General features: G+C 32.2%; 25 protein-coding genes and 1 pseudogene. 18 read left to right on the top strand and 8 right to left on the bottom strand.

The genetic code is table 11. From position 1 onward, the window contains the following. Nucleotides 1-5 precede the first annotated feature (5 nt). Entirely contained in the window at nucleotides 6-983 is a 978-nt protein-coding gene (miaA, locus tag AAA453_RS09680) for a tRNA (adenosine(37)-N6)-dimethylallyltransferase MiaA (protein WP_427704684.1), read from the top strand. Further along, nucleotides 955-1,173, top strand: a complete 219-nt coding sequence (gene hfq, locus AAA453_RS09675) for an RNA chaperone Hfq (protein ID WP_285323125.1) — start codon at nucleotides 955-957, stop codon at nucleotides 1,171-1,173. The genes miaA and hfq overlap by 29 nt, the downstream gene beginning before the upstream one ends. 132 nt (nucleotides 1,174-1,305) lie before the next feature. On the opposite strand, the gene AAA453_RS09670 is transcribed toward hfq, so the two are convergent. Further along, entirely contained in the window at nucleotides 1,306-1,779 is a 474-nt protein-coding gene (locus AAA453_RS09670) for a glutathione peroxidase (RefSeq protein ID WP_065337888.1), read from the bottom strand. 95 nt (nucleotides 1,780-1,874) lie between these two features. Between AAA453_RS09670 and hflX the strand changes: the two genes are divergently transcribed. From hflX to AAA453_RS09645, 5 genes are all read left to right on the top strand, one after another. Then, a complete protein-coding gene (gene hflX, locus AAA453_RS09665; RefSeq protein WP_427704681.1) occupies nucleotides 1,875-3,110 on the top strand; it encodes a GTPase HflX in 1,236 nt (411 codons plus the stop codon). A gap of 16 nt (nucleotides 3,111-3,126) precedes the next feature. After that, entirely contained in the window at nucleotides 3,127-4,365 is a 1,239-nt protein-coding gene (locus AAA453_RS09660; RefSeq protein ID WP_427704679.1) for an aminotransferase class I/II-fold pyridoxal phosphate-dependent enzyme, read from the top strand. Between the two features lie 265 nt (nucleotides 4,366-4,630). After that, a complete protein-coding gene (locus tag AAA453_RS09655) occupies nucleotides 4,631-4,999 on the top strand; it encodes a MerR family transcriptional regulator (protein ID WP_002507792.1) in 369 nt (122 codons plus the stop codon). A gap of 21 nt (nucleotides 5,000-5,020) precedes the next feature. Continuing rightward, nucleotides 5,021-6,361 carry a type I glutamate--ammonia ligase gene (gene glnA, locus AAA453_RS09650; protein ID WP_065337891.1) on the top strand — a complete coding sequence of 447 codons (1,341 nt, stop codon included), beginning with the start codon at nucleotides 5,021-5,023 and terminating at the stop codon, nucleotides 6,359-6,361. 703 nt (nucleotides 6,362-7,064) lie between these two features. After that, entirely contained in the window at nucleotides 7,065-7,262 is a 198-nt protein-coding gene (locus AAA453_RS09645; RefSeq protein WP_069815928.1) for a hypothetical protein, read from the top strand. 222 nt (nucleotides 7,263-7,484) lie between these two features. Here the strand turns inward: AAA453_RS09645 and AAA453_RS09640 are convergent, their stop codons facing one another. Beyond that, nucleotides 7,485-7,676, bottom strand: coding sequence for a hypothetical protein (locus AAA453_RS09640; protein ID WP_069815926.1), 192 nt, complete (start codon nucleotides 7,674-7,676; stop codon nucleotides 7,485-7,487). A 210-nt stretch (nucleotides 7,677-7,886) separates the two neighbouring features. Here AAA453_RS09640 and nucI point away from each other — a divergent pair, with 210 nt between their 5' ends. Continuing rightward, nucleotides 7,887-8,417: a thermonuclease NucI gene (nucI, locus tag AAA453_RS09635; RefSeq protein ID WP_427704677.1), complete on the top strand. Its 531-nt coding sequence runs from the start codon at nucleotides 7,887-7,889 to the stop codon at nucleotides 8,415-8,417. Nucleotides 8,418-8,561: 144 nt separating this feature from the next. Here the strand turns inward: nucI and AAA453_RS09630 are convergent, their stop codons facing one another. Beyond that, nucleotides 8,562-9,425 carry a hypothetical protein gene (locus tag AAA453_RS09630; protein ID WP_427704675.1) on the bottom strand — a complete coding sequence of 288 codons (864 nt, stop codon included), beginning with the start codon at nucleotides 9,423-9,425 and terminating at the stop codon, nucleotides 8,562-8,564. Between the two features lie 264 nt (nucleotides 9,426-9,689). Here AAA453_RS09630 and AAA453_RS09625 point away from each other — a divergent pair, with 264 nt between their 5' ends. Continuing rightward, nucleotides 9,690-10,145, top strand: a complete 456-nt coding sequence (locus tag AAA453_RS09625) for a hypothetical protein (RefSeq protein WP_427704673.1) — start codon at nucleotides 9,690-9,692, stop codon at nucleotides 10,143-10,145. 111 nt (nucleotides 10,146-10,256) lie between these two features. Further along, nucleotides 10,257-10,850 (top strand): hypothetical protein, encoded by a 594-nt coding sequence (locus AAA453_RS09620; protein WP_069815918.1) that lies wholly within the window; start codon nucleotides 10,257-10,259, stop codon nucleotides 10,848-10,850. Between the two features lie 87 nt (nucleotides 10,851-10,937). Here AAA453_RS09620 and AAA453_RS09615 read toward each other — a convergent pair whose 3' ends face one another. Beyond that, nucleotides 10,938-12,305 (bottom strand): aspartate kinase, encoded by a 1,368-nt coding sequence (locus tag AAA453_RS09615; RefSeq protein ID WP_427704670.1) that lies wholly within the window; start codon nucleotides 12,303-12,305, stop codon nucleotides 10,938-10,940. A 190-nt stretch (nucleotides 12,306-12,495) separates the two neighbouring features. Between AAA453_RS09615 and AAA453_RS09610 the strand changes: the two genes are divergently transcribed. From AAA453_RS09610 to AAA453_RS09595, 4 genes are read left to right on the top strand one after another with little or no spacing between them, the layout of a single operon-like run. Further along, complete coding sequence (locus AAA453_RS09610; RefSeq protein WP_069815914.1) at nucleotides 12,496-13,776, top strand: homoserine dehydrogenase; 1,281 nt, start codon at nucleotides 12,496-12,498, stop codon at nucleotides 13,774-13,776. A gap of 5 nt (nucleotides 13,777-13,781) precedes the next feature. Then, nucleotides 13,782-14,843, top strand: a complete 1,062-nt coding sequence (gene thrC, locus AAA453_RS09605) for a threonine synthase (RefSeq protein WP_069832829.1) — start codon at nucleotides 13,782-13,784, stop codon at nucleotides 14,841-14,843. 1 nt (nucleotide 14,844) lies between these two features. Continuing rightward, nucleotides 14,845-15,765 carry a homoserine kinase gene (gene thrB / locus AAA453_RS09600; protein ID WP_069815910.1) on the top strand — a complete coding sequence of 307 codons (921 nt, stop codon included), beginning with the start codon at nucleotides 14,845-14,847 and terminating at the stop codon, nucleotides 15,763-15,765. A 44-nt stretch (nucleotides 15,766-15,809) separates the two neighbouring features. Beyond that, nucleotides 15,810-16,616: a Cof-type HAD-IIB family hydrolase gene (locus AAA453_RS09595; protein ID WP_069815908.1), complete on the top strand. Its 807-nt coding sequence runs from the start codon at nucleotides 15,810-15,812 to the stop codon at nucleotides 16,614-16,616. A gap of 125 nt (nucleotides 16,617-16,741) precedes the next feature. Here AAA453_RS09595 and AAA453_RS09590 read toward each other — a convergent pair whose 3' ends face one another. Continuing rightward, nucleotides 16,742-17,056, bottom strand: coding sequence for a hypothetical protein (locus tag AAA453_RS09590; RefSeq protein WP_002507777.1), 315 nt, complete (start codon nucleotides 17,054-17,056; stop codon nucleotides 16,742-16,744). Between the two features lie 183 nt (nucleotides 17,057-17,239). Beyond that, nucleotides 17,240-18,685 carry an amino acid permease gene (locus AAA453_RS09585; protein WP_427704668.1) on the bottom strand — a complete coding sequence of 482 codons (1,446 nt, stop codon included), beginning with the start codon at nucleotides 18,683-18,685 and terminating at the stop codon, nucleotides 17,240-17,242. Between the two features lie 223 nt (nucleotides 18,686-18,908). On the opposite strand from AAA453_RS09585, the gene AAA453_RS09580 reads away from it, so the two are divergent. Next, entirely contained in the window at nucleotides 18,909-20,396 is a 1,488-nt protein-coding gene (locus tag AAA453_RS09580; protein WP_427704665.1) for a catalase, read from the top strand. A 100-nt stretch (nucleotides 20,397-20,496) separates the two neighbouring features. On the opposite strand, the gene AAA453_RS09575 is transcribed toward AAA453_RS09580, so the two are convergent. After that, nucleotides 20,497-20,745: a hypothetical protein gene (locus tag AAA453_RS09575; RefSeq protein WP_427704662.1), complete on the bottom strand. Its 249-nt coding sequence runs from the start codon at nucleotides 20,743-20,745 to the stop codon at nucleotides 20,497-20,499. A gap of 545 nt (nucleotides 20,746-21,290) precedes the next feature. Between AAA453_RS09575 and AAA453_RS09570 the strand changes: the two are divergent. Further along, nucleotides 21,291-22,490: pseudogene (locus tag AAA453_RS09570) on the top strand (IS110 family transposase). Nucleotides 22,491-22,884: 394 nt separating this feature from the next. Here AAA453_RS09570 and rpmG read toward each other — a convergent pair. Then, a complete protein-coding gene (gene rpmG / locus AAA453_RS09565; RefSeq protein ID WP_002507773.1) occupies nucleotides 22,885-23,034 on the bottom strand; it encodes a 50S ribosomal protein L33 in 150 nt (49 codons plus the stop codon). A gap of 230 nt (nucleotides 23,035-23,264) precedes the next feature. On the opposite strand from rpmG, the gene rpsN reads away from it, so the two are divergent. Continuing rightward, the gene (gene rpsN, locus AAA453_RS09560) at nucleotides 23,265-23,534 is read left to right on the top strand and encodes a 30S ribosomal protein S14 (protein WP_427704659.1); all 270 of its coding nucleotides are present in this window, start codon (nucleotides 23,265-23,267) and stop codon (nucleotides 23,532-23,534) included. A gap of 190 nt (nucleotides 23,535-23,724) precedes the next feature. Then, nucleotides 23,725-24,702, top strand: coding sequence for a GMP reductase (guaC, locus tag AAA453_RS09555; RefSeq protein ID WP_427704657.1), 978 nt, complete (start codon nucleotides 23,725-23,727; stop codon nucleotides 24,700-24,702). The last annotated feature ends 1 nt before the right edge of the window (nucleotide 24,703 follow it).

The raw sequence follows: 24,703 nt of genomic DNA, 5'->3' as shown, positions 1-24,703 counted from the left end.
TACACGTGCATAACGATAAACCTTTTTTAATCGTACTTGTAGGACCGACTGCTGTTGGAAAGACAGAATTTAGCATTGAATTAGCGAAAAAATTTAATGGTGAAATTATCAGTGGCGATTCAATGCAAGTATACAAGCATATGGATATAGGTACAGCAAAGATTACACCAGATGAAATGTCAGGCGTGCCACATCATATGATAGATATATTAGAACCAGATGAAACATTTTCTGCATTTGATTTTAAAAATAGAGCCCAGCAATTAATAACTGAGATTACTGATAGAGGATGTGTGCCTATAATTGCTGGAGGCACGGGCTTATATATCCAGTCTCTGATTCACGATTATGCGTTTGAAGATGAAACAATCACAGAAGAAGAAAGTGAATTAGTAGATAAAAAATTAGCAGAATTAGATCAGCTATCAAATGAAGCGTTACATCAGTATTTATCATCATTTGATAGTGAGTCAGCAGAAGATATTCATCCTAATAATAGAAAAAGAGTGCGCAGGGCAATACAATATTATTTAAAAACAAAAAAACTTTTAAGTTCTCGAAAGAAAGTTCAACAATATACAGAAAATTATGATACATTATTATTAGGGATAGAAATGTCGCGTGACATATTATATCAAAGAATAAATAAACGCGTAGATATAATGTTGGAACGTGGTTTACTTGATGAAGTGAAACAACTCGTAGATGCGGGATATGAATCATGTCAAAGTATGCAAGCTATAGGCTATAAAGAAATGTTGCCTGTAGTGAAGTGCGGTACAAATAAAAATGACGCAATAGATAAATTAAAGCAACATTCTCGAAACTATGCAAAGCGACAGATGACTTGGTTCAAAAATAAGCTAGACGTAGTATGGTTAGATAAAGAGAAAATGTCACTTTCATCGATGTTAGATGAAGTTTCAGTCCAAATAAAGAAAAGGAGTATAGAACATGAAGACAACAGAAAACATCCAAGATAAATTCCTAGGACAATTTAAGACTGATCAAACAAAAGTGATTGTGTTTTTAATGAATGGTTTTCAAATGAAAGGTGTTATTGAGGATTATGATAAGTATGTAGTATGCTTATTATCTCAAGGTAAACAGCATTTTATTTATAAACATGCTATCAGTACTTTTACAATTGATGATGTACCTCAAACATCATAATCAGAAAATATATAATTAAAAATTAAAAACTAAAAAAGCTACACTAGATTAATTGACATCTAGTGTAGCTTATATTTATTTATAGATATTGTAATGATTAATATTGTTTCAGAAAATCATAAAATCTTCAAATTATAATAATGCTTCAATTTCTGATTCGATTTGATTAGGTTTTTTCTGTGGAGAAAAGCGTTTTACAACTTTACCATCTTTATCTACTAGGAATTTAGTGAAGTTCCATTTGATTTTTTCATTGAAGACACCATTTTGTTCTTTAGTTAAAAATTCAAATAGTGGGTGTTGATTTTCACCTTTGACATCAACTTTTTCATGCATTGGGAAAGTAACGCCATAGTTAATTTTACAGTTTTGTGTAGCTTCTTCACCAGTGCCAGGCTCTTGACCTCCAAATTGATTACAAGGGAAACCTAATACTATAAAATCTTGATCTTTATATTTATCATATAAACTTTGAAGTCCTTCGAACTGTGGTGTAAAACCACATTCACTAGCCGTGTTAACAATTAACATGGGTTGTCCTTGGTACGTATCTAATTTGTACGATTCTCCATTTGGTTTCTGAACTTCTATGTCATATATAGTCATTTTAATTCACCTCTTATAAATAATCTAACATAAATTGGCGCTGTAGTCTTTATATATACACTATGATAGAATAGCTAAGAAAAGAGGTGCATGTTATGACCCAACAACAAACTTATAATACAAAAAAAGAATTAGAAACAGCTATTTTAGTTGGAGTACATGCTCAAAATGATGATGAATTTGATTTTGAGTCGACAATGGAAGAATTAGCATCATTGTCAGAAACGTGTCAACTAAACGTTCAAGAACAGTTTACTCAAAACAGAACGCATTTTGATAGAAAATATTATGTTGGTAAAGGGAAATTAGAAGATATTCGAGCGTATATTGAATATCATGATATCGATGTCGTTGTTGCTAATGATGAATTAACAACAGCACAATCAAAAGCGCTAAATGGAAATTTAAATGTGAAAATTATCGACAGAACGCAATTAATATTAGAAATTTTTGCATTAAGAGCAAGCAGTAAAGATGGTAAATTACAAGTTGAATTAGCGCAACTTGATTATTTAATGCCAAGATTGCAAGGGCATGGACGTAGTTTGTCACGTTTAGGTGGCGGTATTGGGACAAGAGGCCCTGGTGAAACGAAGCTAGAAATGGACCGTCGTCATATTAGAACGAGAATGAATGAAATTAAACACCAATTAGAAACAGTGGTTGAACATCGTGAACGTTATCGTAATAAACGTGAACAGAACCATGTTTTCCAAGTTGCACTCATAGGTTATACGAACGCAGGTAAATCGTCTTGGTTTAACATGCTTGCCAATGAAACAACATATGAAAAGAATTTATTATTCGCAACACTTGACCCTAAAACACGACAAATCCAGATAAATGATGGGTTTAACTTAATTATTTCAGATACAGTTGGATTTATTCAAAAGCTGCCAACGACATTAATTGCAGCTTTTAAATCAACGCTTGAAGAAGCAAAAAATGCGGATCTATTATTACATGTCGTTGATAGTAGTCATCCTGAGTATAGAGCGCAATATGATACTGTGAATGGAATTATTGCAGATTTAGATATGGCACAAATTCCGCAAGCGATTATATTTAATAAAAAAGATTTACATGAAGGTGCGACGCCGACAACGAATAAGCCATCGGTATTTGTTTCTAGTCGAGATGAAGCAGATATAGACAAAGTAAAACAATTGCTATTTGATCAAGTGCAAAAAACACTCACATATTATGAAGAAACCATACCAAGTGCGAATGCGGATAGATTATATTTTCTCAAACAGCATACACTTGTCTCAGAATTAATATTTAATGAAGATGATGCGACATATGAAATTAAAGGATATAAAAAAGAATAGAAGGAAGTAATGATTAATGGAAGATATGAAACAGCTGATTGCTAATACAGAAGAAACGTTAGCACCATATTTCAGAAACATTGAGGCAACAGCATATGTTAATCAGGAAAAAGTATTAGATGCATTTCATGCGGTTAGAGCAACTGAAAATGACTTGCAAGGCACTACTGGTTATGGCTATGATGATTTTGGTAGAGACCATTTAGAAGAAATTTATGCTCATGTTTTTAAAGCAGAAGATGCTATTGTCAGACCGCAAATTATTTCAGGTACCCATGCGATAACGATTGCTTTACAAAGCACATTAAAATATGGTGATGAGCTGTTATATATAACAGGAAATCCTTATGATACTTTATTAGAGGTTATTGGCATAAATGGAAATGGTATTGAAAGTTTGAAAGAATACGGCGTGAGTTATAATAAAGTTGATTTAAAAGATGATGATATAGATATAGAAGAAGTAATGAATCAAATCAAACCACAAACCAAAGTTATTGCAATTCAACGTTCTAAAGGATATGATCAACGACCTTCTCTTAATTTAGAAGTGATTGAGCGCGCAATTCAAACAATAAAATCACAGTATCCGGACGTGATTATTTTTGTAGATAATTGTTATGGTGAATTCGTTGAAACGCGTGAACCGATAGAATGTGGTGCAGATTTAATTGCTGGATCATTAATTAAAAATCCAGGTGGTGGCTTAGCTAAAATTGGTGGTTATATTGCCGGCAAAGAATCCTTGGTTGCTAGATGTGGATACCGTTTAACTGCACCTGGTATAGGTAAAGAAGCGGGTGCCTCTCTTAACTCATTACAAGAAATGTACCAAGGCTTTTTCTTAGCACCTCATGTTGTTAGCCAAAGTTTAAAAGGCGCATTGTTTACGAGTCTACTATTAGAAAAAATGAACATGCATACAAAACCAAGATATGATGTTCCGAGAACGGATCTTATACAAACAGTTGAATTTGATACGAAAGAGCAAATGATTCAATTTTGCCAAAGTATTCAACAAGCTTCACCGATTAACGCGCACTTTAAGCCAGAACCTGCTTCTATGCCAGGCTATGAAGACGATGTTATTATGGCTGCTGGTACGTTTATCCAAGGTTCGTCTATTGAATTATCAGCTGATGGTCCAATTCGACCACCATATGAAGCCTATGTACAAGGTGGCTTAACTTACGAGCATGTGAAATTGGCAGTAACAAGAGCTGCAGCAAATCTTAAATCACAGCAACTGATATAAAAGGAAGCTAAAATCCATGTATTCTATCAAACACACATTTTGAAGTAATATACTTGCTAATGATGTGAATTTAGATAAAATATATGGATTTTTTTGAACAAATTAAAGGAATTTTCTAAAAATTAATATGATTTATAAATGTTGATAAGACGCACGTTAGTGATACCAAGGGTTCAAAGGATATGTGAGGAAACCTTACATATTTTTGAAATTATTGAAAAATTGTGCTAAATTTAGAACAAGTTCAAAAATAGAGGTGAGGGAATTGAAGTCAAACGATACATTAAGACGCAATATGCCTGTATTCTCTATCAGTGTTGTAACTAAATTGAGTGAATTAACCGCAAGGCAAATTCGCTACTATGAAACACATGAACTGATTAAACCACAACGTTCAGAAGGCAATAAGAGGCTCTTTTCATTAAATGATTTGGAACGACTTTTAGAAATTAAAAAACTGATTGAAAAAGGATTTAATATCAAGGGTATTAAGCAAATTCTTAATGAAGAGCAAAGTCATCTTTCTGATGATGAACAAGAAACAAGAAAACAAATGATAGTTGAAGCTACCCAGAAACCACAACGAGAAGCAATACCGATAAATCGTGGTGACTTATCACGTTTTATCAAATAATATTAACGGGGGACATTTACAATGCCAAAACGTACATTTACTAAAGAAGACATTCATAAGTTTGCTAAAGAAGAAAACGTAAGATATTTACGCTTACAATTCACTGATATTCTAGGCGTAATTAAAAACGTAGAAGTACCGGTTAGCCAACTAGAAAAAGTATTAGATAATGAAATGATGTTTGATGGTTCTTCAATTGAAGGTTTCGTTCGAATTGAAGAGTCAGATATGTATTTATACCCAGATTTAGATACATGGGTTATCTTCCCATGGACAGCAGGACAAGGAAAAGTTGCTCGACTTATCTGTGATGTTTATAAAACAGATCATACACCATTTGAAGGTGATCCACGTTCAAACTTAAAACGTGTCTTAGAAAATATGAGAGAATTAGGATTCTCAGATTTGAATTTGGGGCCTGAGCCAGAATTCTTCTTATTTAAATTAGATGAAAAAGGCGAACCAACATTAGAATTAAATGATAATGGTGGATACTTTGACCTTGCACCAACAGATTTAGGTGAAAATTGTCGTCGTGATATTGTATTAGAACTTGAAGACATGGGCTTTGATATTGAAGCGAGTCACCATGAAGTCGCACCAGGTCAACATGAAATAGACTTTAAATATGCAGATGCAATTACAGCTTGTGATAACATTCAAACATTTAAACTTGTTGTAAAAACAATTGCACGTCAACATAATCTACATGCGACATTCATGCCGAAACCTTTATTCGGTGTTAATGGTAGTGGGATGCACTTTAACATGTCATTATTCAAGGGCAAAGAGAACGCATTCTATGATCCAGATGGCGATATGCAAATGACGAAAGATGCTTATCATTTCATAGCAGGTACTTTGAAAAACGCACGTGGTTTCACAGCTGTATGTAATCCTTTAGTAAACTCATACAAACGTTTAGTTCCAGGTTACGAAGCACCATGTTATATCGCTTGGAGTGGTAAAAACCGTTCACCATTAATCCGTGTACCAACTTCTCGTGGATTATCTACACGTGTTGAAGTACGTTCAGTAGATCCAGCTGCCAATCCATATTTAGCATTAGCAGCACTTTTAGAAGCAGGTTTAGATGGTATTAAAAATAAACTAGAAGTTCCAGAACCAGTTAACCAAAACATTTATGAAATGAATCGCGAAGAACGTGAAGCTGTTGGTATAGAAGATTTACCTTCAACTTTATACACTGCTGTTAAAGCAATGAAAAATAACGCACCAATTAAAGAAGCTTTAGGCAATCATATTTATAATCAATTTATTAACTCTAAATCAATTGAGTGGGATTATTATAGAACACAAGTTTCTGAATGGGAAAGAGAACAATACCTTAAAGAATACTAGGTGCTAAACAAGAGGGATAATATCAGTAATATCAACAACTCGGGTCATTCTGAATGAATGATCTCGGGTTGTTTTTTTGCACCGATTTAATGTTAGGAAGTGTTTTTGGTGCAGGTTTTAAATTCCAAACTGGATAATCACTTTTATAGTTATACCATTTTTAGCCCACTTTATTACTAAAAGTCAGATGAAAAACAAGCATAAAAATGATTTGCAAATACAAAAATTAATTAAATCACAGGATATGTTGTCTAAAGAAGCGACACATATTAATTATATTACTCATGCAAATCTTAGCTATTTTAATAACATCTTACGTTAAAACATTATTAATAAAGAACAGCCCCAAATAACTCGATTTGAGTTATTTGGGGCTGTTTGTTGAGATAATATAATTGTAGTGATACACCTATATTAACCGAATATCGCGTGCACGAAAGGTAATAAATATAATGTAAATAAAGTAAGACATATTCCAAAGTATATAATAAATGCACGCGCTTCTTTTGATTTGAAGAAAATAATCACCTCAATCATTATAAACTGAAACTTAATTTTAAGATAAAAGGATTATAAGAGTCAACAAAGAGCATTATAATGCACATTAATATTTGAAGCTATTGTATTATTAATTGTATGTATGATGTATAAGTAGTAATATGTAACTAATAAATATTATTTATCTTGATAAGGGGATGGGTAGATGAACAAGATTAAACTAAGTACATTGAGAGCGGCATCATTAAAAGAATTAGAGAGTAGTATTAATGCATTTTTAGAAGATGATGAAGTGGCAGGTTATCAGTTACTAAATGCTACAGTACGAGAAGTTGAGGAACGCACATACTCATCGAATGAAGAAGAGTTTAATGCTATACTGACATTCATAAAAAATACTTAAAATAAAAAAGTCGAGTATGAAGTTTTAACTTTTTACTCGACTTTTTTATTTTGTGAAAAGGATCTATAAAGTAACGACGATAATTTAAGAAAGATGTTAAAACTACTATAATATAGTTATGTAAACTAAAGTGAAAAATTTTATTTCTTATCGTTCTATTGCTAATACGTATTAAAATGATACATAAAAAAACTGCCTGCATTTGATATGCGGCAGTAAAGGTTATTTCTTTTTATATTTCGTTACGACTGCTTGGATAACAAAAACAATGAAACCAATAAGGACACCTAAACAAATCGCTACGACTGCTGATACCATTAACGGTAATTGAAATTGATTTTGTAATATGAGTCCTACAATCACTGCAATAATCACTGCGATGATTGTAATCATATTCTCTTTAAATATACTCAATTTGTTCACTCCTATCTAATGTATTATAGCACGAGTTTATCAGTGATATAAAATAAAATATTATTATTCGTCATTATAATTACGTTGAATATTATAACAGAATTTTGTCATTTGAATTAAAGTATAAAATATTGTGGACTACGCTAACTTGACGGCTTAATTGATTTTCTATATGATAATTTGGACAATTCAAAAGAAGTAGGTGCAACAGTGAAATCGACTAAAAAAATGACGATATTAGTTGTTAGTGTGATTGTGTTAGGTGTACTTGCGTTTCAATTTATAAATGGAACAGGGCCTTTTCAAAATAATGGATCAAAATCAGATTCTGGACCTAACGAAACTGAGGAAGTGCACATTGAACGTGTTGTTGATGGTGATACTTTGGTTGCCAAAGATGACAATAACAAAGAACTGAAGGTTAGACTTATCGGAGTGGACACGCCAGAAACAGTTAAACCTGATACTCCAGTTCAACCATATGGTAAAGAAGCTTCTGATTATTCTAAAGCACAATTGACAAACAAAGACGTTTTTTTGGAATATGATAAAGAACAAGAAGATCAATATGGAAGAACATTAGCTTATTTATGGTTAGATAAGCATACAATGTTTAATGAAGAATTAATAAAAAAAGGTTTAGCTAAAGAAAAATATTATGCACCTAATGGTAAATACAGAGACGTATTTGAAAAAGCTGAACAACAAGCAAAAAATAACAATGAGAATATTTGGAGTTAAAGTAATCAACCGAACGTGGTTGTACAAAGTATGCATATAAATGCTAAAAGGAATCATGTGACTTTGTGCACAAAATAAAAGGTAGCTTCCCATTTTAGGGAGCTACCTTTTTATTTTTGCCACTATTCTTTCTAGTAATATCGATTAATGCATATGATTCACTAATTTATTATATTGTTCTTCAGTTAATGATTCATTTGAAGATGCTAGTGTTTCACCAATGACTTCTTTTAAAGATGATTTTGAAGAGACGGTTTCTGCGTAATCTCCTCTAATTGTTGGTCCATCTATGATATTCACACTACCATCTGTAAAATAAACAAGTCCTATACTCTTGATTTGACGTTTTAAGTGTTCATTTATTTTATCTTCTAATACTTTGGCATTTTGAGAAGATTGTTCATATGGATCATAATTATAAAATTCAAAAATCACTGAGTTATTTTTGATACGTTCTATAAATGTATAACTTGTTTTTCGTGTTGTTTGAAATTGTGAATGATATTGATTCGCAATGTAGCGACCGACAGTTTGATTTACTGTGTCTTCATTATTAGATAAAGATTCTAAGTTAGAGTCTACATTAAAATGGTAGAACGTTTTTTGTTTCCAATTTTTAACATTAATGTTGAAGAGCCCTTTATCAGTTATCACGATATAATCGAATGTTCTTGCATATTCAAATAACGGATGTTTTACTGCAAGATTACTTGTAGCAATGATGTCATAAAACTTAATCTTAGTTTCTGTTTTGTATTGTGATAAAATTTCATTTAAATCCTGTTTGGCTTTTCTTAATCCATGATGATATGTATCGTTATTTGCATCAATATCTAACATCTGATTTTTTAAGTATGTGTTTTCACTCGTAACCATACTGATTTTATTAACTAATTGATTCTTAGAATATATTTCAGTATCAAGCTTATGTTTCATAAGGTGATGATTTATAAATACAATAATAATTAATAGAACAATTATTATAAGTAAAATAGAAATTAAAAACATGTGTATCATCCTAATCTTAATTTAATTTTTAACAAGGTTTATTTTACGCCTTTCTTTAAAGTAGTACAAATTGTATTTATTAAATTGTTATAAAAAATACAATAAAATCATTATTAATAACAATTGTTATTATTTGTGTGATTATTCCTATAATAAAAGTTAACTAAGTGAACGTTTGAACAATGATTTATAGTTTTACTTATGACTATAAATAGATATAATAAATTATGCGCAATATAAATAGTGTAGATGGAGGACGACAATTTGAGTGCTATTAAAAGTTATCTCGAGCAAATTACTGAGAAGATCAATGAAAATGAAATTATCGCATTTGATAATCATCCTGCTGCTTATAAAATAATTGATCAATTATTTTATAATGGAATTAAAATCTCAGTGATTAGTTATTCTACGGATATTATTAAATATGTAGCTAAACATACAAATTTTAATATTATATTATCAAATGGTGTGGTTAGCAGTGAATATCATATTATAGTAGGGACAGATGTTGCTCAAACATTTTCAAAATATCGTATTAGTCGGTATTTTGCTACTATGCCTTATATGGCAGATAATTCATTATATCAGACTATACCTGAAGTAGCTGAAATTCAAGTTGCGCTAATACAAAGTGCTGATCAATTTTTGCTTATTAATAGACCTGAATTTTTAAATACCAGATTAGCACATGATTTTATACATATAGGTGATTTTTAAAATTAAATGTGTTTTATTTCACATTTTCATGTTTTATACATTGAAAAACGCTTCTACAAATTATATAATGAATATTATTGGAAACGCTTACTTTGAATAGGAGGTGCTCATTTGCCAGATACTAAAAATAATAATATTAAACAAATTGTAGAGACGCTAAATGAAAATGTAGCTAGTTTATTTAAATATAATGGTGAAGTTGCTAAACAATTATTTTTGCATGATAAATTTAATTTAAATGGAAAAGTAGACATAAGTGTTGAAAGAAAATTTTTAGGGGAAGTTTTAAAATATATACCTAAAACATTTAAATCTGTGCTATATGATGGCACATCCTCAACGTCAGATTTCACGAAAATTGATTTTCCTAAAGTGACACACGCTAATATCTTTGATAACGAAGATATCATCATGACGATTATTGTTTATGATGTAGAAGATGAAGATTGGATGTTTAGATGGAATCATAATATTAGGATGCCTGAGAAACATATTTATTTCCATTCAATCAAATGGGATGTAGATTATGTTAAACCAGAAATCGTCTTGATGTATGAATTGTTGGATCCTATCGATTATCATCAAATTCCTAATTATAGAAGTGTCATTGATTCATTAAGTTATTATCAATTCGTTATCTTACGCTTAGTTGTTGGAGATGAACGTATTAACCAAGCATTAATTTCAGAAAAGAAAGCAATATAAAATCCTTCAAATCAGAATGTCAGTCTTTTAACTAAAGCACATTTGATTTGAAGGATTTCTTTATTTAATATTTATGAATGCATCGTGTTAGATTTTTAAACATTGACCATTATAGCAGTATTCATATGTTGATTTAACCGCTTTTTCTGCATCTGTTACATCTATACCGAACATGATAGATATTTCCGAAGCACCTTGGTTCATCATTTTTAAATTTATATTAGCTTCGGCAAGCGCATGCGTTATTGTATTGGCTGTGCCGACAATTCTATGCATACCTTCTCCTACGATCATGAGTACAGCTAAATCGTGCTCTACACTCAACTCATCAACATCACAACGTTCGCGAATATCGTTTAAGACTTGCTCTTCTCTATGTTGAATTTCTTTTGAACGCATTATGATACTGATACTGTCTATACCTGAAGGCATGTGATCGAATGAAATCTCATAATCTTCAAGTACACCTAATATTTTACGTGTAAAACCAACTTGTCTATTCATTAAGTATTTTTTGATGTTCAGTACTGTGAAGTCTTTGTCACAACTAATACCACTGACAACGTTATTAGAGTTTATTTCTCTATCATGACGAATATATGTCCCTATATCATTAGGTCTATTCGTATTTTTAATGACGACAGGAATTCTATCTTTATGCAATGGCTGCAGTGCTTCATCATGGAAGACACCAAAGCCGGCGTATGAAAGTTCACGCATTTCTCTATAAGTAATTTCATCAATCACTTCAGGATCTTTTACTATAGAAGGATTGGCTCTGAAAATACCAGATACATCTGTAAAGTTTTCATATATATCTGCTCTAACACCTCTAGCGACAATTGCTCCAGTAATATCAGAACCGCCACGTGGGAATGTAACAATGTAATTTTGTCTTGAAAGGCCAAAGAAACCGGGAATAATTAATTTTTCATCATATGCTCTTAATTTATACAATGCTTCATAAGATTGATCTAAGATTTGGGCATTTTGGGGTAAATCTGTAACAGTTATGCCAGCATCTCCGGGCGAAATATAACGGGTAGGGATGCCTTGACTGTTATTATACTCAGCGATCAATTGAGCATTAAAGTTTTCTCCACAAGATAATAAAGCATCTAACAAACGAGAAGGTTTGTCTTTTAATGTAGCAATGTAAGATTCTAGTGTTTGATCAATCGTAGATAGTAATGTATCACTCATATGTAATTCATGAATAATATCGGCATAGCGCTGAATGATTTCTTCTTTTTTAGAAATATAGTCTAAACGATCAATTACTTTTTCGTATAGACGAATTAATAAATCAGTTGTTTTCACATCTTCTTTATGTCGTTTCCCTGGTGCAGAAACAATAGTGATTTTTCTATCTTCGTCCGAATTAACAATATTTAATACTTTTTTTATTTGTTCTGCATTAGAAACAGAACTTCCTCCAAATTTTGAAACTTTCATAGTGACATACAACCTTTCTAAAAAATCAGAAAATTTTGTTTAGTTTTTATCACGAGAGTGATAGGATAGATATACGATTTAGATTTTCAAGCTTTACAAAAATAATGAATGAATTTATACTATACCATATTCAAGTATTTTTCAACTGTACAATTGTATTTTTTAGAAGAACAATCGGAGGAATGAATTTATGAAGGAATTAAATGTAGCCCTGCTCGGTTTAGGTACTGTAGGTTCAGGTGTAGTAAAAATTATTGAAGAGAATAGAGAACAAATTAAAGAAACAATGAACAAAGATATTAATATTAGACATATCTTGGTACGCGACAAGAGTCGTTCAAGACCTATAAATGTTTCGAAGTATCATTTGACGGAAGACATTGATGAAATATTAAATGATGATTCAATTGATATCGTCGTAGAAGTCATGGGTGGTATTGAACCAACAGTAGATTGGTTGAAACGTGCTTTAAGCGAGAAAAAACATGTTATTACAGCAAATAAGGATTTATTGGCAGTTCACTTGAATGTATTAGAAGAATTAGCTCAAAAAAATGATGTAGCTTTAAAATATGAAGCAAGTGTTGCAGGTGGTATACCAATCGTCAATGCGATAAATAACGGTTTAAATGCAAATAATATCAGTAAATTCATGGGTATTTTAAATGGAACATCAAACTTTATTTTAAGTAAAATGACACAAGAAGAAACATCATTTAAAGATGCTTTAGACGAAGCGCAAAGATTAGGTTTTGCTGAAGCAGATCCTACTGATGATGTTGAAGGCATCGATGCAGCAAGAAAAGTAGTAATTACGTCTTATTTATCATTTAACCAAGTCATCAATTTAGCTGATGTAGATAGACATGGTATTAGTGACGTTGAACTTTCAGATATTAAAGTAGCCGATGAATTAGGATATAAAATCAAATTAATTGGTAAAGGTACATATGAAAATAGCCAAGTACAAGCTTCTGTAGCGCCAACACTAGTTAATAAATCGCATCAATTAGCTTCAGTTGAAGATGAATTCAATGCAATTTATGTTATCGGTGATGCTGTCGGTGAAACAATGTTTTATGGTAAAGGTGCAGGTAGTTTAGCTACAGGTAGTGCTGTAGTAAGTGACTTATTGAATGTCACATTAAACTTTGAAACGAATTTGCATACATTACCACCACACTTTGAATTGAAAACTGCAGAAACAAAAGAAATGATGGATGACGAGGATACAATTTCGTTTAAAGATAAAGAAAGTTATTACTTAGTAGTCCAAACAGATGGTGAAGAAATAAACAAAGTTGAAACTCAAATTAAAAGTATATTACCTTTCCATAAATCATTATCAGTATCAGAGCGTGATGCGCATACTGTAGGTATAGTCATCGTTGGTATCGATGAAGCACCAGAGACCTCTATTACAGAGTCAGGTTATATTGTTAAGAAAATTTATCCAGTAGAAGGGGTTTAATATTTATGAAAAGATGGCAAGGATTAGTAGAAGAATTTAAATCATATTTACCCGTAAATGAAGCAACACCACAGTTAACATTAAATGAAGGACATACCCCTTTAATTTACTGTGAGAACATGTCAGAGATGCTTGATATTGAATTACATGTGAAGTATGAAGGTGCAAATCCAACAGGTTCGTTTAAAGATAGAGGTATGGTTATGGCTATGGCCAAAGCAAAAGAAGAAGGCAAAAAAATAGTGATTTGTGCTTCTACAGGTAATACATCAGCATCAGCTGCAGCATACGCTGCACGTGCTGGTTTAAAAGCAATCGTTGTAATACCAGAAGGGAAAATTGCTTTAGGCAAATTATCTCAAGCTGTTATGTATGGTGCTGAAATTGTTTCAATAGAAGGCAATTTCGATGAAGCTTTAGAAATTGTTCAAGAAGTTGCTAAAAATGGTGAAATTGCACTTGTAAATTCAGTGAATCCATACCGTATTGAAGGTCAAAAAACAGGTGCCTTTGAAGTAATTCAACAATTGGACGGTGTTGCCCCTGATATTTTATCTATACCAGTAGGTAATGCTGGAAACATTTCGGCTTATTGGAAAGGTTTTAAAGAATATCACGACAAGCATGATACGCAATTACCTAACATGTACGGATTCCAAGCTGAAGGTGCTTCGCCAATTGTACAAAACAAAGTAGTGAAGGATCCTGATACAGTTGCAACAGCAATTAGAATAGGGAACCCTGCAAGTTGGGATAAAGCGACAAATGCATTGAATGAATCTAATGGATTAGTCGACAGTGTAACTGATGAAGAAATCTTAGAAGCATATCAACTTATGGCACGAAAAGAAGGCGTCTTTAGTGAACCTGCAAGTAATGCTTCAATCGCGGGATTAATTAAACTACACCGTTCTGGAAAACTACCAAAAGGTAAAAAGGTAGTAGCTGTATTAACAGGTAATGGCTTAAAAGATCCTGACACTGCAATTTCTTTATTAGATAACCCTATTAAACCTTTACCAAATGATAGAAAGAGTATTCTAGACTACATCAAAGGAGCACTATAGCATGAGCGATAGGTTATATTTAAAAATTCCGGCATCTACTGCAAATTTAGGTGTCGGTTTTGATTCTATAGGAATGGCTTTAAATAAATTTTTATATTTAGATGTGAAAGTAAGTAAGAATAATGTTTGGACATTTAACCATAACGGCCCAAATGTTGAAGGATTACCAACTGATGACAGTCACTATATTTTCCAAGTTGCTCAAAAGGTTGCGCGTAAGTATAACGTTACTTTACCCAACTTAGATATAGAAATGAGAAGTGAAATTCCATTAGCGAGAGGATTAGGTTCTTCAGCCTCTGCATTGGTAGGTGCGCTTTATATTGCTAACTATTTTGGTGATATAGAATTGTCTAAGTATGAATTGCTTCAACTTGCTACAGAATTTGAAGGGCATCCTGATAATGTCGCACCTACGATATATGGTGGTTTAGTACTCGGGTATTATAATCCAGATACAAAGGTTACAGATGTGTCTTATATTGACACACCGAAAGTAGATATTATTATCACAATTCCATCATATGAATTGAAGACAACTGACTCAAGAAATGCGTTGCCTGATACTTTTTCACACAAAAAAGCGGTTCAAAACAGTGCAATAAGTAATACGATGATTAGTGCACTCATACAGCATAATTATGAACTTGCTGGCAAGATGATGGAGCAAGATGGCTTCCATGAACCTTATAGACAGCATTTAATACCTGAGTTCCAATCGATTAAAGCGATTGCTAAACAGTACCAAGCCTATGCGACAGTAATAAGTGGTGCAGGGCCTACAGTATTAAATTTAATTGCACCTGAACGTAGTGGTGAGTTGGTAAGAGAATTAAAGCATGAATTTGAAAGTTGCCGATCTGAACTTGTTACAATCAACGAATCTGGTGTAGAAACTAAAGTATTGTACCAACATCTTTAATTTGGTGTAGTATAGAATGAAGATGTTGAAAGGAGATAGGCAACATGAGTAAATATAAAGTAATAGTAATGGATATGGACGATACGTTGATGAATGCTGAAAATAAAGTCAGCCCTGAGACAGAATCTTATTTAATTGAGATACAAAAACAAGGGTATAAAGTTATTTTAGCTTCAGGTCGTCCAACTGAAGGTATGCTACCCACTGCGAAATTGTTAGAGTTAGATCGACATAATAGTTATGTGATTAGTTACAATGGTGGTCAAACAATCAATGTTCGTGATGAAGCGGTTGAAGTGAGCCGAGCAATAACGAAAGAAAATTTTGATTTAATTGTAGATTTTTGTAGAAAACATGAATTGTTTGTTTTAACTTATCAAGATGGTCACATCATATATGAAGGTGAACACGAATACATGAACATTGAATCAGAGCTTACTGGTTTACCAATGAAGCATGTAGTTGATATAAAGGCGTATATTCAATCAGATGTGCCTAAAATTATGGGCGTTGATTATGTTTCTAAAGTTTCAGCTATTAACACTGAATTAGATGGCAGTTTCAATGAAGCTGTAGATGTTACAACAAGCAAACCTTACTTTTTAGAATTTATGACAAAAGACGTATCTAAAGGAAATGCAATTATTGCTCTATGTGAGAAATTGGATATAGATATAGCACAAGTCGTCGCATTTGGTGATAGTTCTAACGATATATCAATGCTTGAAGTTGTAGGCTATGCAGTAGCTATGGACAACGCAAATGACGCTGTGAAGGCTGTAGCTGATGAAATTACTTTAAGTAATATTGATAATGGCATTCCACATACGTTACAAAAAATAATAAAATAGGCTTGGATTTAAGTTTAGTTTATATTTGTTCAATTTAAAAAATCACCAATTCCTTGGCATATCAAGCCATTGAATTGGTGATTTGTTTTATGAATAGAGCAATCGTCTAAAGTTCGTTTACGTATTTATTTTGCTGTATGTGTCCATTCATTTTTACCGCGATGTCGTTTAACATGCGCGTATACCTGATCAGCTGCATAATCTAAATTTGTGTAGACTGTAATAGAAAATGCGGATTGATTCTCTTCAAAATCTTCTTCGAGAAATAAATCTTTAAGATGGTTAAAAAGACTTTCCATTTGTGAATGGTCTAAACTACTATACTCCCTTAATGTGCGTTTAATTAAGCGGTTATGTCTATCTTCAAGTGATTGCACAACAATAACGAAGCGTTCCTCAGTTTCTAAAATATCGTCAAATAAATTCGTTTGTCCAATCATAATTTCCACCTCTAAGTTACGTTTATTATTATAATCCATTATACTATATTTCTCTTCAACTGAAAATATCATCGCCTTATAGATTTGAATATGTGTTGAATTCAATAAACACGATTTATTATAAAAGAAAAAGCATTGATGCACAGAAACAAATAATTGCTTCTGTGCATCAATGCTAAGACATTAACTGTAATCGTGACTTTTTAAATCCAACTCTTCAAGTTTAACAATTTTAGTTTTTTTGAAATACTTATGACCAAAGTAAACAATAGCTAAAATCACCATAGGGAAAATATTTCGGAATAATGCTCCGAAATCACGAGCCATTACAGCACCAAATGAATTTCCAACAAATAAGAATAGTAAAGCAAGAATTACAATGATAGGTCCTAATGGGTAAAATGGTGCTTTATAAGGAAGTACATCATCAGGATTTTTATTTTGTTTTTTAATTGCTGACCGTAATCTTATTTGTGCTAAAATACTGGATCCCCAAATTACAATGACTAAAGAACCAATGATATTAAGTAATGTGAAAATAATATCAGATTTGAATTGGGCGATAATAATTATAGCTAATACAATGATAAAAGTAACAAAAAGTGCAGCCATTGGTAATTTTGTAGTTTTATTTAATTTACCTAAGAATCTTGGTGCTTGCTTATCTTCTGCCATTGAGAATAGCATACGACTCGTAGTATAGATACCTGAGTTCGCTGCAGATAATAATGCAGTTAAAATTACAGCGTTAATTACAGATGCTGCAAATGCAATACCTACACGGTCAAATACAATTGTAAATGGACTTTGTGCTACTGATTCACTTTTGTTCAATAACATTGGATCAGTATAAGGAATAATTGCTGATATGACAGCTATTGATAATACATAGAATAATAAAATTCTCCAAAATACTTGTTTAATTGCTTTAGGCATTGAACGATGCGGATTGGAGGATTCTCCAGCCGTTACAGCAACAACCTCAGTACCACCAACAGAGAAACCTGCGACCAGTAATACGCCTAAGAAGCCTGAAATCCCACCAACAAACGGTGCTTCTCCGCTTGTGAAATTGCTTAAACCATATGTTTTACCACCTAAGATACCAACAATAGTTAATACACCAATCACAATAAATACAACAATTGTGATAACTTTTATAAGTGACAACCAAAATTCTGTTTCACCAAAAGCTTTAACTGAAAAAATGTTCAGTAAAAAGAGTAAACATAAAAAGATAATACTCCACGTCATTGGTGAGAAGAATTGAAATACATCCCAATAATAAAGTACGCTTGCAGATATAATGATATCAACACTCGTTACGAGTAACCATATTGCCCAATATAACCAACCCATCGTAAAGCCTAATGAACTATCCACGAAACGGGTAGAGTATGAACTGAATGACCCCGAAACAGGATAAAACGTAGCTAATTCACCGATAGATGACATTAAGAAATACAGCATTACGCCAATAATCAAGTACGCCAATATTGCGCCGCCTGGACCAGCTTGAGATATAACATTCCCAGTTGCTACAAATAAACCAGTACCGATGGCGCCGCCTATTGCTATCATTGAAATATGTCGAGAGTTAAGACCACGATTCATATTATTTTGTGCCATAAAAAATCTCCTATAATCTATTGAATTTTATATATACAGTCCATTTTAATGCTTTTAAGTGATACAAGCAATGCCTTTTGTGACTTAAAATTCATAAAATATTTAAATATTTAGAAAACTTTCACATATTTCAATGATACTTTGTTGCTTTTAAAATCATATTACATTAAAATAAGTGCTAGATAATAATTATTATTATTTAGAAAATCGAGGGGGAATTTTTATGAGTAATGATAAAAAATTGACAAGCCTTTTTGGTGCGCCAGTCTCGGACAGAGAAAATAGTATGACGGCAGGACCTAGAGGACCACTATTAATGCAAGATTGGTACTTTTTAGAGCAAATGGCTCATTTTGATAGAGAAGTTATTCCTGAACGACGCATGCATGCGAAGGGTTCTGGAGCATTTGGTACATTCACAGTAACAAATGATATTACAAAATATACTTCTGCAAGTATTTTTTCAGAAGTTGGAAAACAAACAGAAATGTTTGCACGTTTTTCAACAGTAGCTGGAGAGCGTGGTGCAGCAGACGCTGAACGTGATATCCGTGGATTTGCTTTGAAATTTTATACGGATGAAGGTAACTGGGATTTAGTAGGTAATAACACACCAGTATTCTTCTTTAGAGATCCTAAATTATTCGCGAGTCTTAATCACGCAGTAAAACGTGATCCACGAACTAATATGCGTAGTTCGCAAAACAATTGGGACTTTTGGACTTCGTTACCAGAAGCATTACATCAAGTAACAATCTTGATGTCAGATAGAGGGATTCCAAAAGGTTTTAGAAATATGCATGGCTTCGGTTCTCATACTTATTCAATGTACAATGACAAAGGTGAACGTGTATGGGTGAAATTCCATCACAGAACTCAACAAGGCATTGAAAACTTACAACCTGAGGAAGCAGCAAGCGTTATTGCTAACGATAGAGAATCATCACAACGTGATTTATTCGAAGCAATCGAAAATAAAGATTATCCAAAATGGAAATTATATATTCAAGTGATGACTGAAGAGCAAGCAAGAAATCATAAAGATAATCCATTCGATTTAACTAAAGTTTGGTATAAAGGTGATTATCCGCTAATTGAAGTTGGTGAATGGGAACTGAACCGTAACCCTGATAACTACTTCCAAGATGTTGAACAAGCTGCATTTGCGCCAACAAACATTGTACCAGGATTAGATTTTTCACCGGATAAAATGTTACAAGGCCGCTTATTCTCATATGGTGATACACAACGTTACAGACTGGGTGCTAACCATTGGCAAATTCCAGTAAACCAACCTAAAGGTGTAGGTGTTGAAAATATTTGTCCATTCAGTAGAGATGGTCAAATGAGAATTTTAGATAATAATCAAGGCGGTGGCACACACTATTATCCAAATAGTGATGGTTCTTTTGAAGATCAACCACAATTTAAAAAACCTGGATTACCAATTGAAGGCGAAGCATATGAATATGATTTTAGACAAGATGATGACAATTACTTCGAACAACCAGGTCGCTTGTTTAGATTACAATCTAAAGAGCAACAAGAGCGTATATTTGTAAATACTGCAAATGAAATGCAAGGTACTACATTAGAAGTTCAACACCGTCATATCCGTCACTGTTACAAAGCTGATAGTGAATATGGTAAAGGCGTAGCGAATGCATTAGGTATTGATATCAATGATGTAGATTTAGAAGTAGCAGACTAAGTTAATATGATGGGTATTAACTTTCTAAGATTTTTAAAACCTTAAAGCAGAATTTATAATTAAAGGTAGCTTCCAATATAATGGAGGCTACCTTTTTATGTTATCTCGTTTTAATTCCTAAAAAGTTTTGTGAATAAAAATGGATTTTACCGCAATTATTGCACATTAGTGCAATTAACGGCGTTGCATCATTTCCTAATGAAGCTGTTAATAAGGGCGCGAAATAATGCCCATTTAAAATTTCGATTTTAGGCTGTTCACAATTACAAATACTTTTGTCTTTTGTTTTTGTCGTTATTGAATTAATGATATGACTTTTCTGCTCGTCTGACATGTGGCGATTTTCCATAAAATTCTCCTCCAATAATAAATACTTATTCTATTATAAGATGTTTCACGGTTGATTAGAAGACTGCTTAAAAATTTAAAAGTGACAATTAAGTTGTAAAATGTTAATTAACACTTATTAATGACCTATAAGATTTGAAAGCTATGGAATGCATGGCAAAAGGGTTTATTTCTGTGTGATGATCTAATCAAATTTAAAGTTTCATAATAAAAATAAAGGAATCTCTATTATGAAAAAGCCCTTAGAAAATGAAATAAAAAAAGATACTCTCAATAAAAATGAATATAAAAAACATACTAAGATTAGCTGTGAAGAAATCTATGACGATAGATTTTTTCACAGCTATTTTTTATAGTTGTAGAGAGAAGTAGATCGAGCAGACTCTTGGATTTTAAATCCGTACTAAAAACTGATCAGCTTTACTCTCGCCTTTTGAAATTCGATTGTAGTATGTTGGGTTCTTGAAACCGTGTATAGGAAAGTGAAATGAGAAAGGTTAAGTAAAGTTTTCGCTTCTCAAACTTTTTTTAGGAGGTTTGATTTATATCGAATACTTAGGAATTGATATTAGTAAAAAAGATAGTGTAATTGCCCACTATTCTGAAAAGCAATTTGTTAAAGAATTTACAATGCAAAATAACCAAAATGGATTTAACCATTTACTTAAATATTTGAAGCAATTTCATGATATGTGTCTCATATTTGAATCGACTGGAATTTATTCAAGAGCTATGGCTAAGTTTTGTAAGACAAATCATATTAATTTCGTTGAAATTAATCCGTTAGAAGCAAAGTTTAAAACAAGTTCTTTAAGGTCCTGGAAAACGGATAAGTCTGACGCTCACAAGTTAGCTCTATTAGCACCAAATCTTTCAAAAAAGAGTATGAAACAATCAGATAGTTCTATTTATTTCGAATTAAGAGAAAGAGCTCGATTTCATCTTGAAATCGAAAATAATTAAAATCGTTTAAAAATAGAATTGATTGAAGTGCTTCATCAAACTTTTCCCGGATTAGAAAATCTTTTTAAAAATCGCTATTCTATAATTGCCCTTAATATTGCGGAATGCTTTTCTCATCCAGACTTTGTGCTTCAAAAAGCCCCACACACATTAACTTTAGATATACTTAACTCAACAAATAAAGGTATGTCTCTAGAAAAAGCAGACAAGTATTCAACACTTTTACTTCAATTAGCGAATGAAAGTTATCCAAATGTAGAAGCAGAATCATTTTTAGTCCAAAAAGTTCAAATTATTACTCAACAATTAAAATTTTCTATTCAACAGATGGATAAGCTAGATAATGAGATGATTGATTTAGCACGAGAATTAAATTGCTTTCAAAATATTATTTCTATTCCAGGTATAGGAGAATTAACAGCGGCGATGATTATTGGAGAATTGGGAGATATTTCTAACTTTCACTCTCATAAACAATTAAACGCATTTGTAGGTATTGATATCAAACGATATCAATCTGGGTTAACGCATTATAGAGACACAATTAATAAACGTGGAAACAAAAAAGCACGTCGTTTATTATTTTTGGTTATATGTAATATATTACGTGGTCAACACCGTTTTGAAAATCATATAGTAGATTATTATTATAAATTAAGAAAGCAGCCTAATGAGAAATCTCATAAGACTGCAATAGTAGCTTGTATGAACCGCCTATTGAAAACAATTCATTATTTAGTTACTAATAATAAGTTATATGATTATCAAATGTCCCCACATTAAAACAATCATACAATCAAATATATATTAACACCTTATTTTAAAAAATAAAATCATAAGGTCTATTTTAGTATGCCTTTTTTAAATACTAGTACTTGACTAATCGTAGGAAATAGAGCCTGGGACATAGCATATGTCCTCAGGCTCATTTTTATATTGGCAGTGGCTGACTGAATTGAAAATGCGCTTATATCAAGCTTTTTTCAGTTCTAGTCAGCTGTGCTGGGGTGGGACGACAAAATTTTATTAGAAAAATTAGATTTCTGTCCCACTCCCTATCTACGTTCTTAGGTGACACCATTATGGAAACACCTTTATTTCTGGAACTTAACAAATCATTTAAGTTCTGTATTACTTTTAAATATGTCGTATTCAAAAGATAAGGTCTAACATCATATTATTTTGTTTCGCGATGTAACGTATATTTGTTTAATCTTGGACAGAACTTTTTAAGTTCTATACGCTCGGGATTATTACGTTTATTTTTAGTAGTAATATAGTTACGCTCGCCAGACTCAGTACAAGCCAATGTAATATTTACGCGCAAAGTTGACACCTCTTTCTTAACAGGAATGATTACGCTTTAAAATTCTATCATATAAATTATTCAATTTCAATTACTTTTCTAAAATATATATGCATTAAAGAAGATATGAATTATCTCATTCAAACAAATTGTAATAATGAGTTGGATTTAGAACTTTCTATTTGATTAATTAAATAGATGTGTTATGATTTAAAACGAAATCATTACGATTTAAAAGGAGAGTTATATTAATGGCAAAAAAATCAAAAATAGCAAAAGAACAAAAAAGAGAACGGTTAGTCGCTCAGTATTATGAATTACGTCAAGAATTGAAAGCTAAAGGAGATTATGAAGCTTTAAGAAAATTACCACGAGATGCCTCACCAACAAGATTAACACGTCGTTGTAAAGTTACTGGAAGACCTAGAGGTGTTTACAGAAAATTTGCAATGTCTAGAATTGCTTTCCGTGAATATGCACATAAAGGACAAATTCCAGGTATTAAAAAATCAAGTTGGTAAATACGACCCAAGTTCGTTTACATTTATAGTAAAACAATGTATATTATCAATTGGTTAAGATAAATTAAAAAGTTATTGTTCGGAATCTGATGTAAAAACATGTATTTTCCTTATATAATATTTAAAATCATCATGAAAATCTTACCATTATATTATTGTTTTATTAAAGATGTTAGGGGTTTGTTAAATTATGAAAATTTTTGATTATGAAGATATCCAACTGATACCAAATAAATGTATTGTTGATAGTCGCTCTGAATGTGATACAACTGTTAAATTTGGTTCAAGAAACTTTAAATTGCCAGTAGTACCAGCAAATATGCAAACAGTGATGAATGAAGAATTAGCAGAATGGTTTGCAGAAAATAATTATTTTTATATTATGCATAGATTTGACGAAGAAGCTCGTATTCCATTTACTAAAAGGATGCAAGATAAAGGTTTGTTCGCATCTATTTCTGTAGGAGTGAAAGAGCGTGAATTCGGTTTTGTTGAAAAATTAGCAGCAGAAAAAATAATCCCTGACTATATTACAATTGATATTGCACATGGTCATTCAGATTCAGTCATTAATATGATTAAACATATAAAAGCACATATTCCAGAGACATTTGTAATAGCTGGTAATGTGGGTACACCTGAAGGCGTTCGTGAACTTGAAAATGCCGGTGCAGATGCTACGAAAGTAGGTATAGGCCCTGGTCGCGTTTGTATTACTAAAATTAAAACTGGTTTTGGAACTGGTGGCTGGCAGTTATCAGCACTCAACCATTGTAGTAAAGCAGCACGAAAACCAATCATCGCTGATGGTGGTATCAGAACACATGGTGATATCGCTAAATCAATTCGCTTTGGCGCATCAATGGTAATGGTGGGTTCATTATTTGCAGCACATGAAGAATCTCCTGGCGAAACTGTTGAATTAGATGGTAAAATGTATAAAGAATACTTTGGTAGTGCTTCTGAATTCCAAAAAGGCGAACACAAAAATGTTGAAGGTAAAAAAATGTTTGTTGAACACAAAGGTTCTTTACTGAATACTTTAATAGAAATGCAACAAGATTTACAAAGTTCAATTTCATATTCAGGTGGCAAAGATTTGAATGCGTTAAGAAAAGTGGATTATGTAATTGTTAGAAACTCTATTTTTAATGGTGATAGAGACTAGT

The sequence above is a fragment of the Staphylococcus parequorum genome (assembly GCF_039237145.1).
GTDB lineage: Bacteria > Bacillota > Bacilli > Staphylococcales > Staphylococcaceae > Staphylococcus > Staphylococcus equorum_A.
Note: the sequence above shows the minus strand (reverse complement) of the source record. Positions and strands in the feature narration are given on the sequence as shown.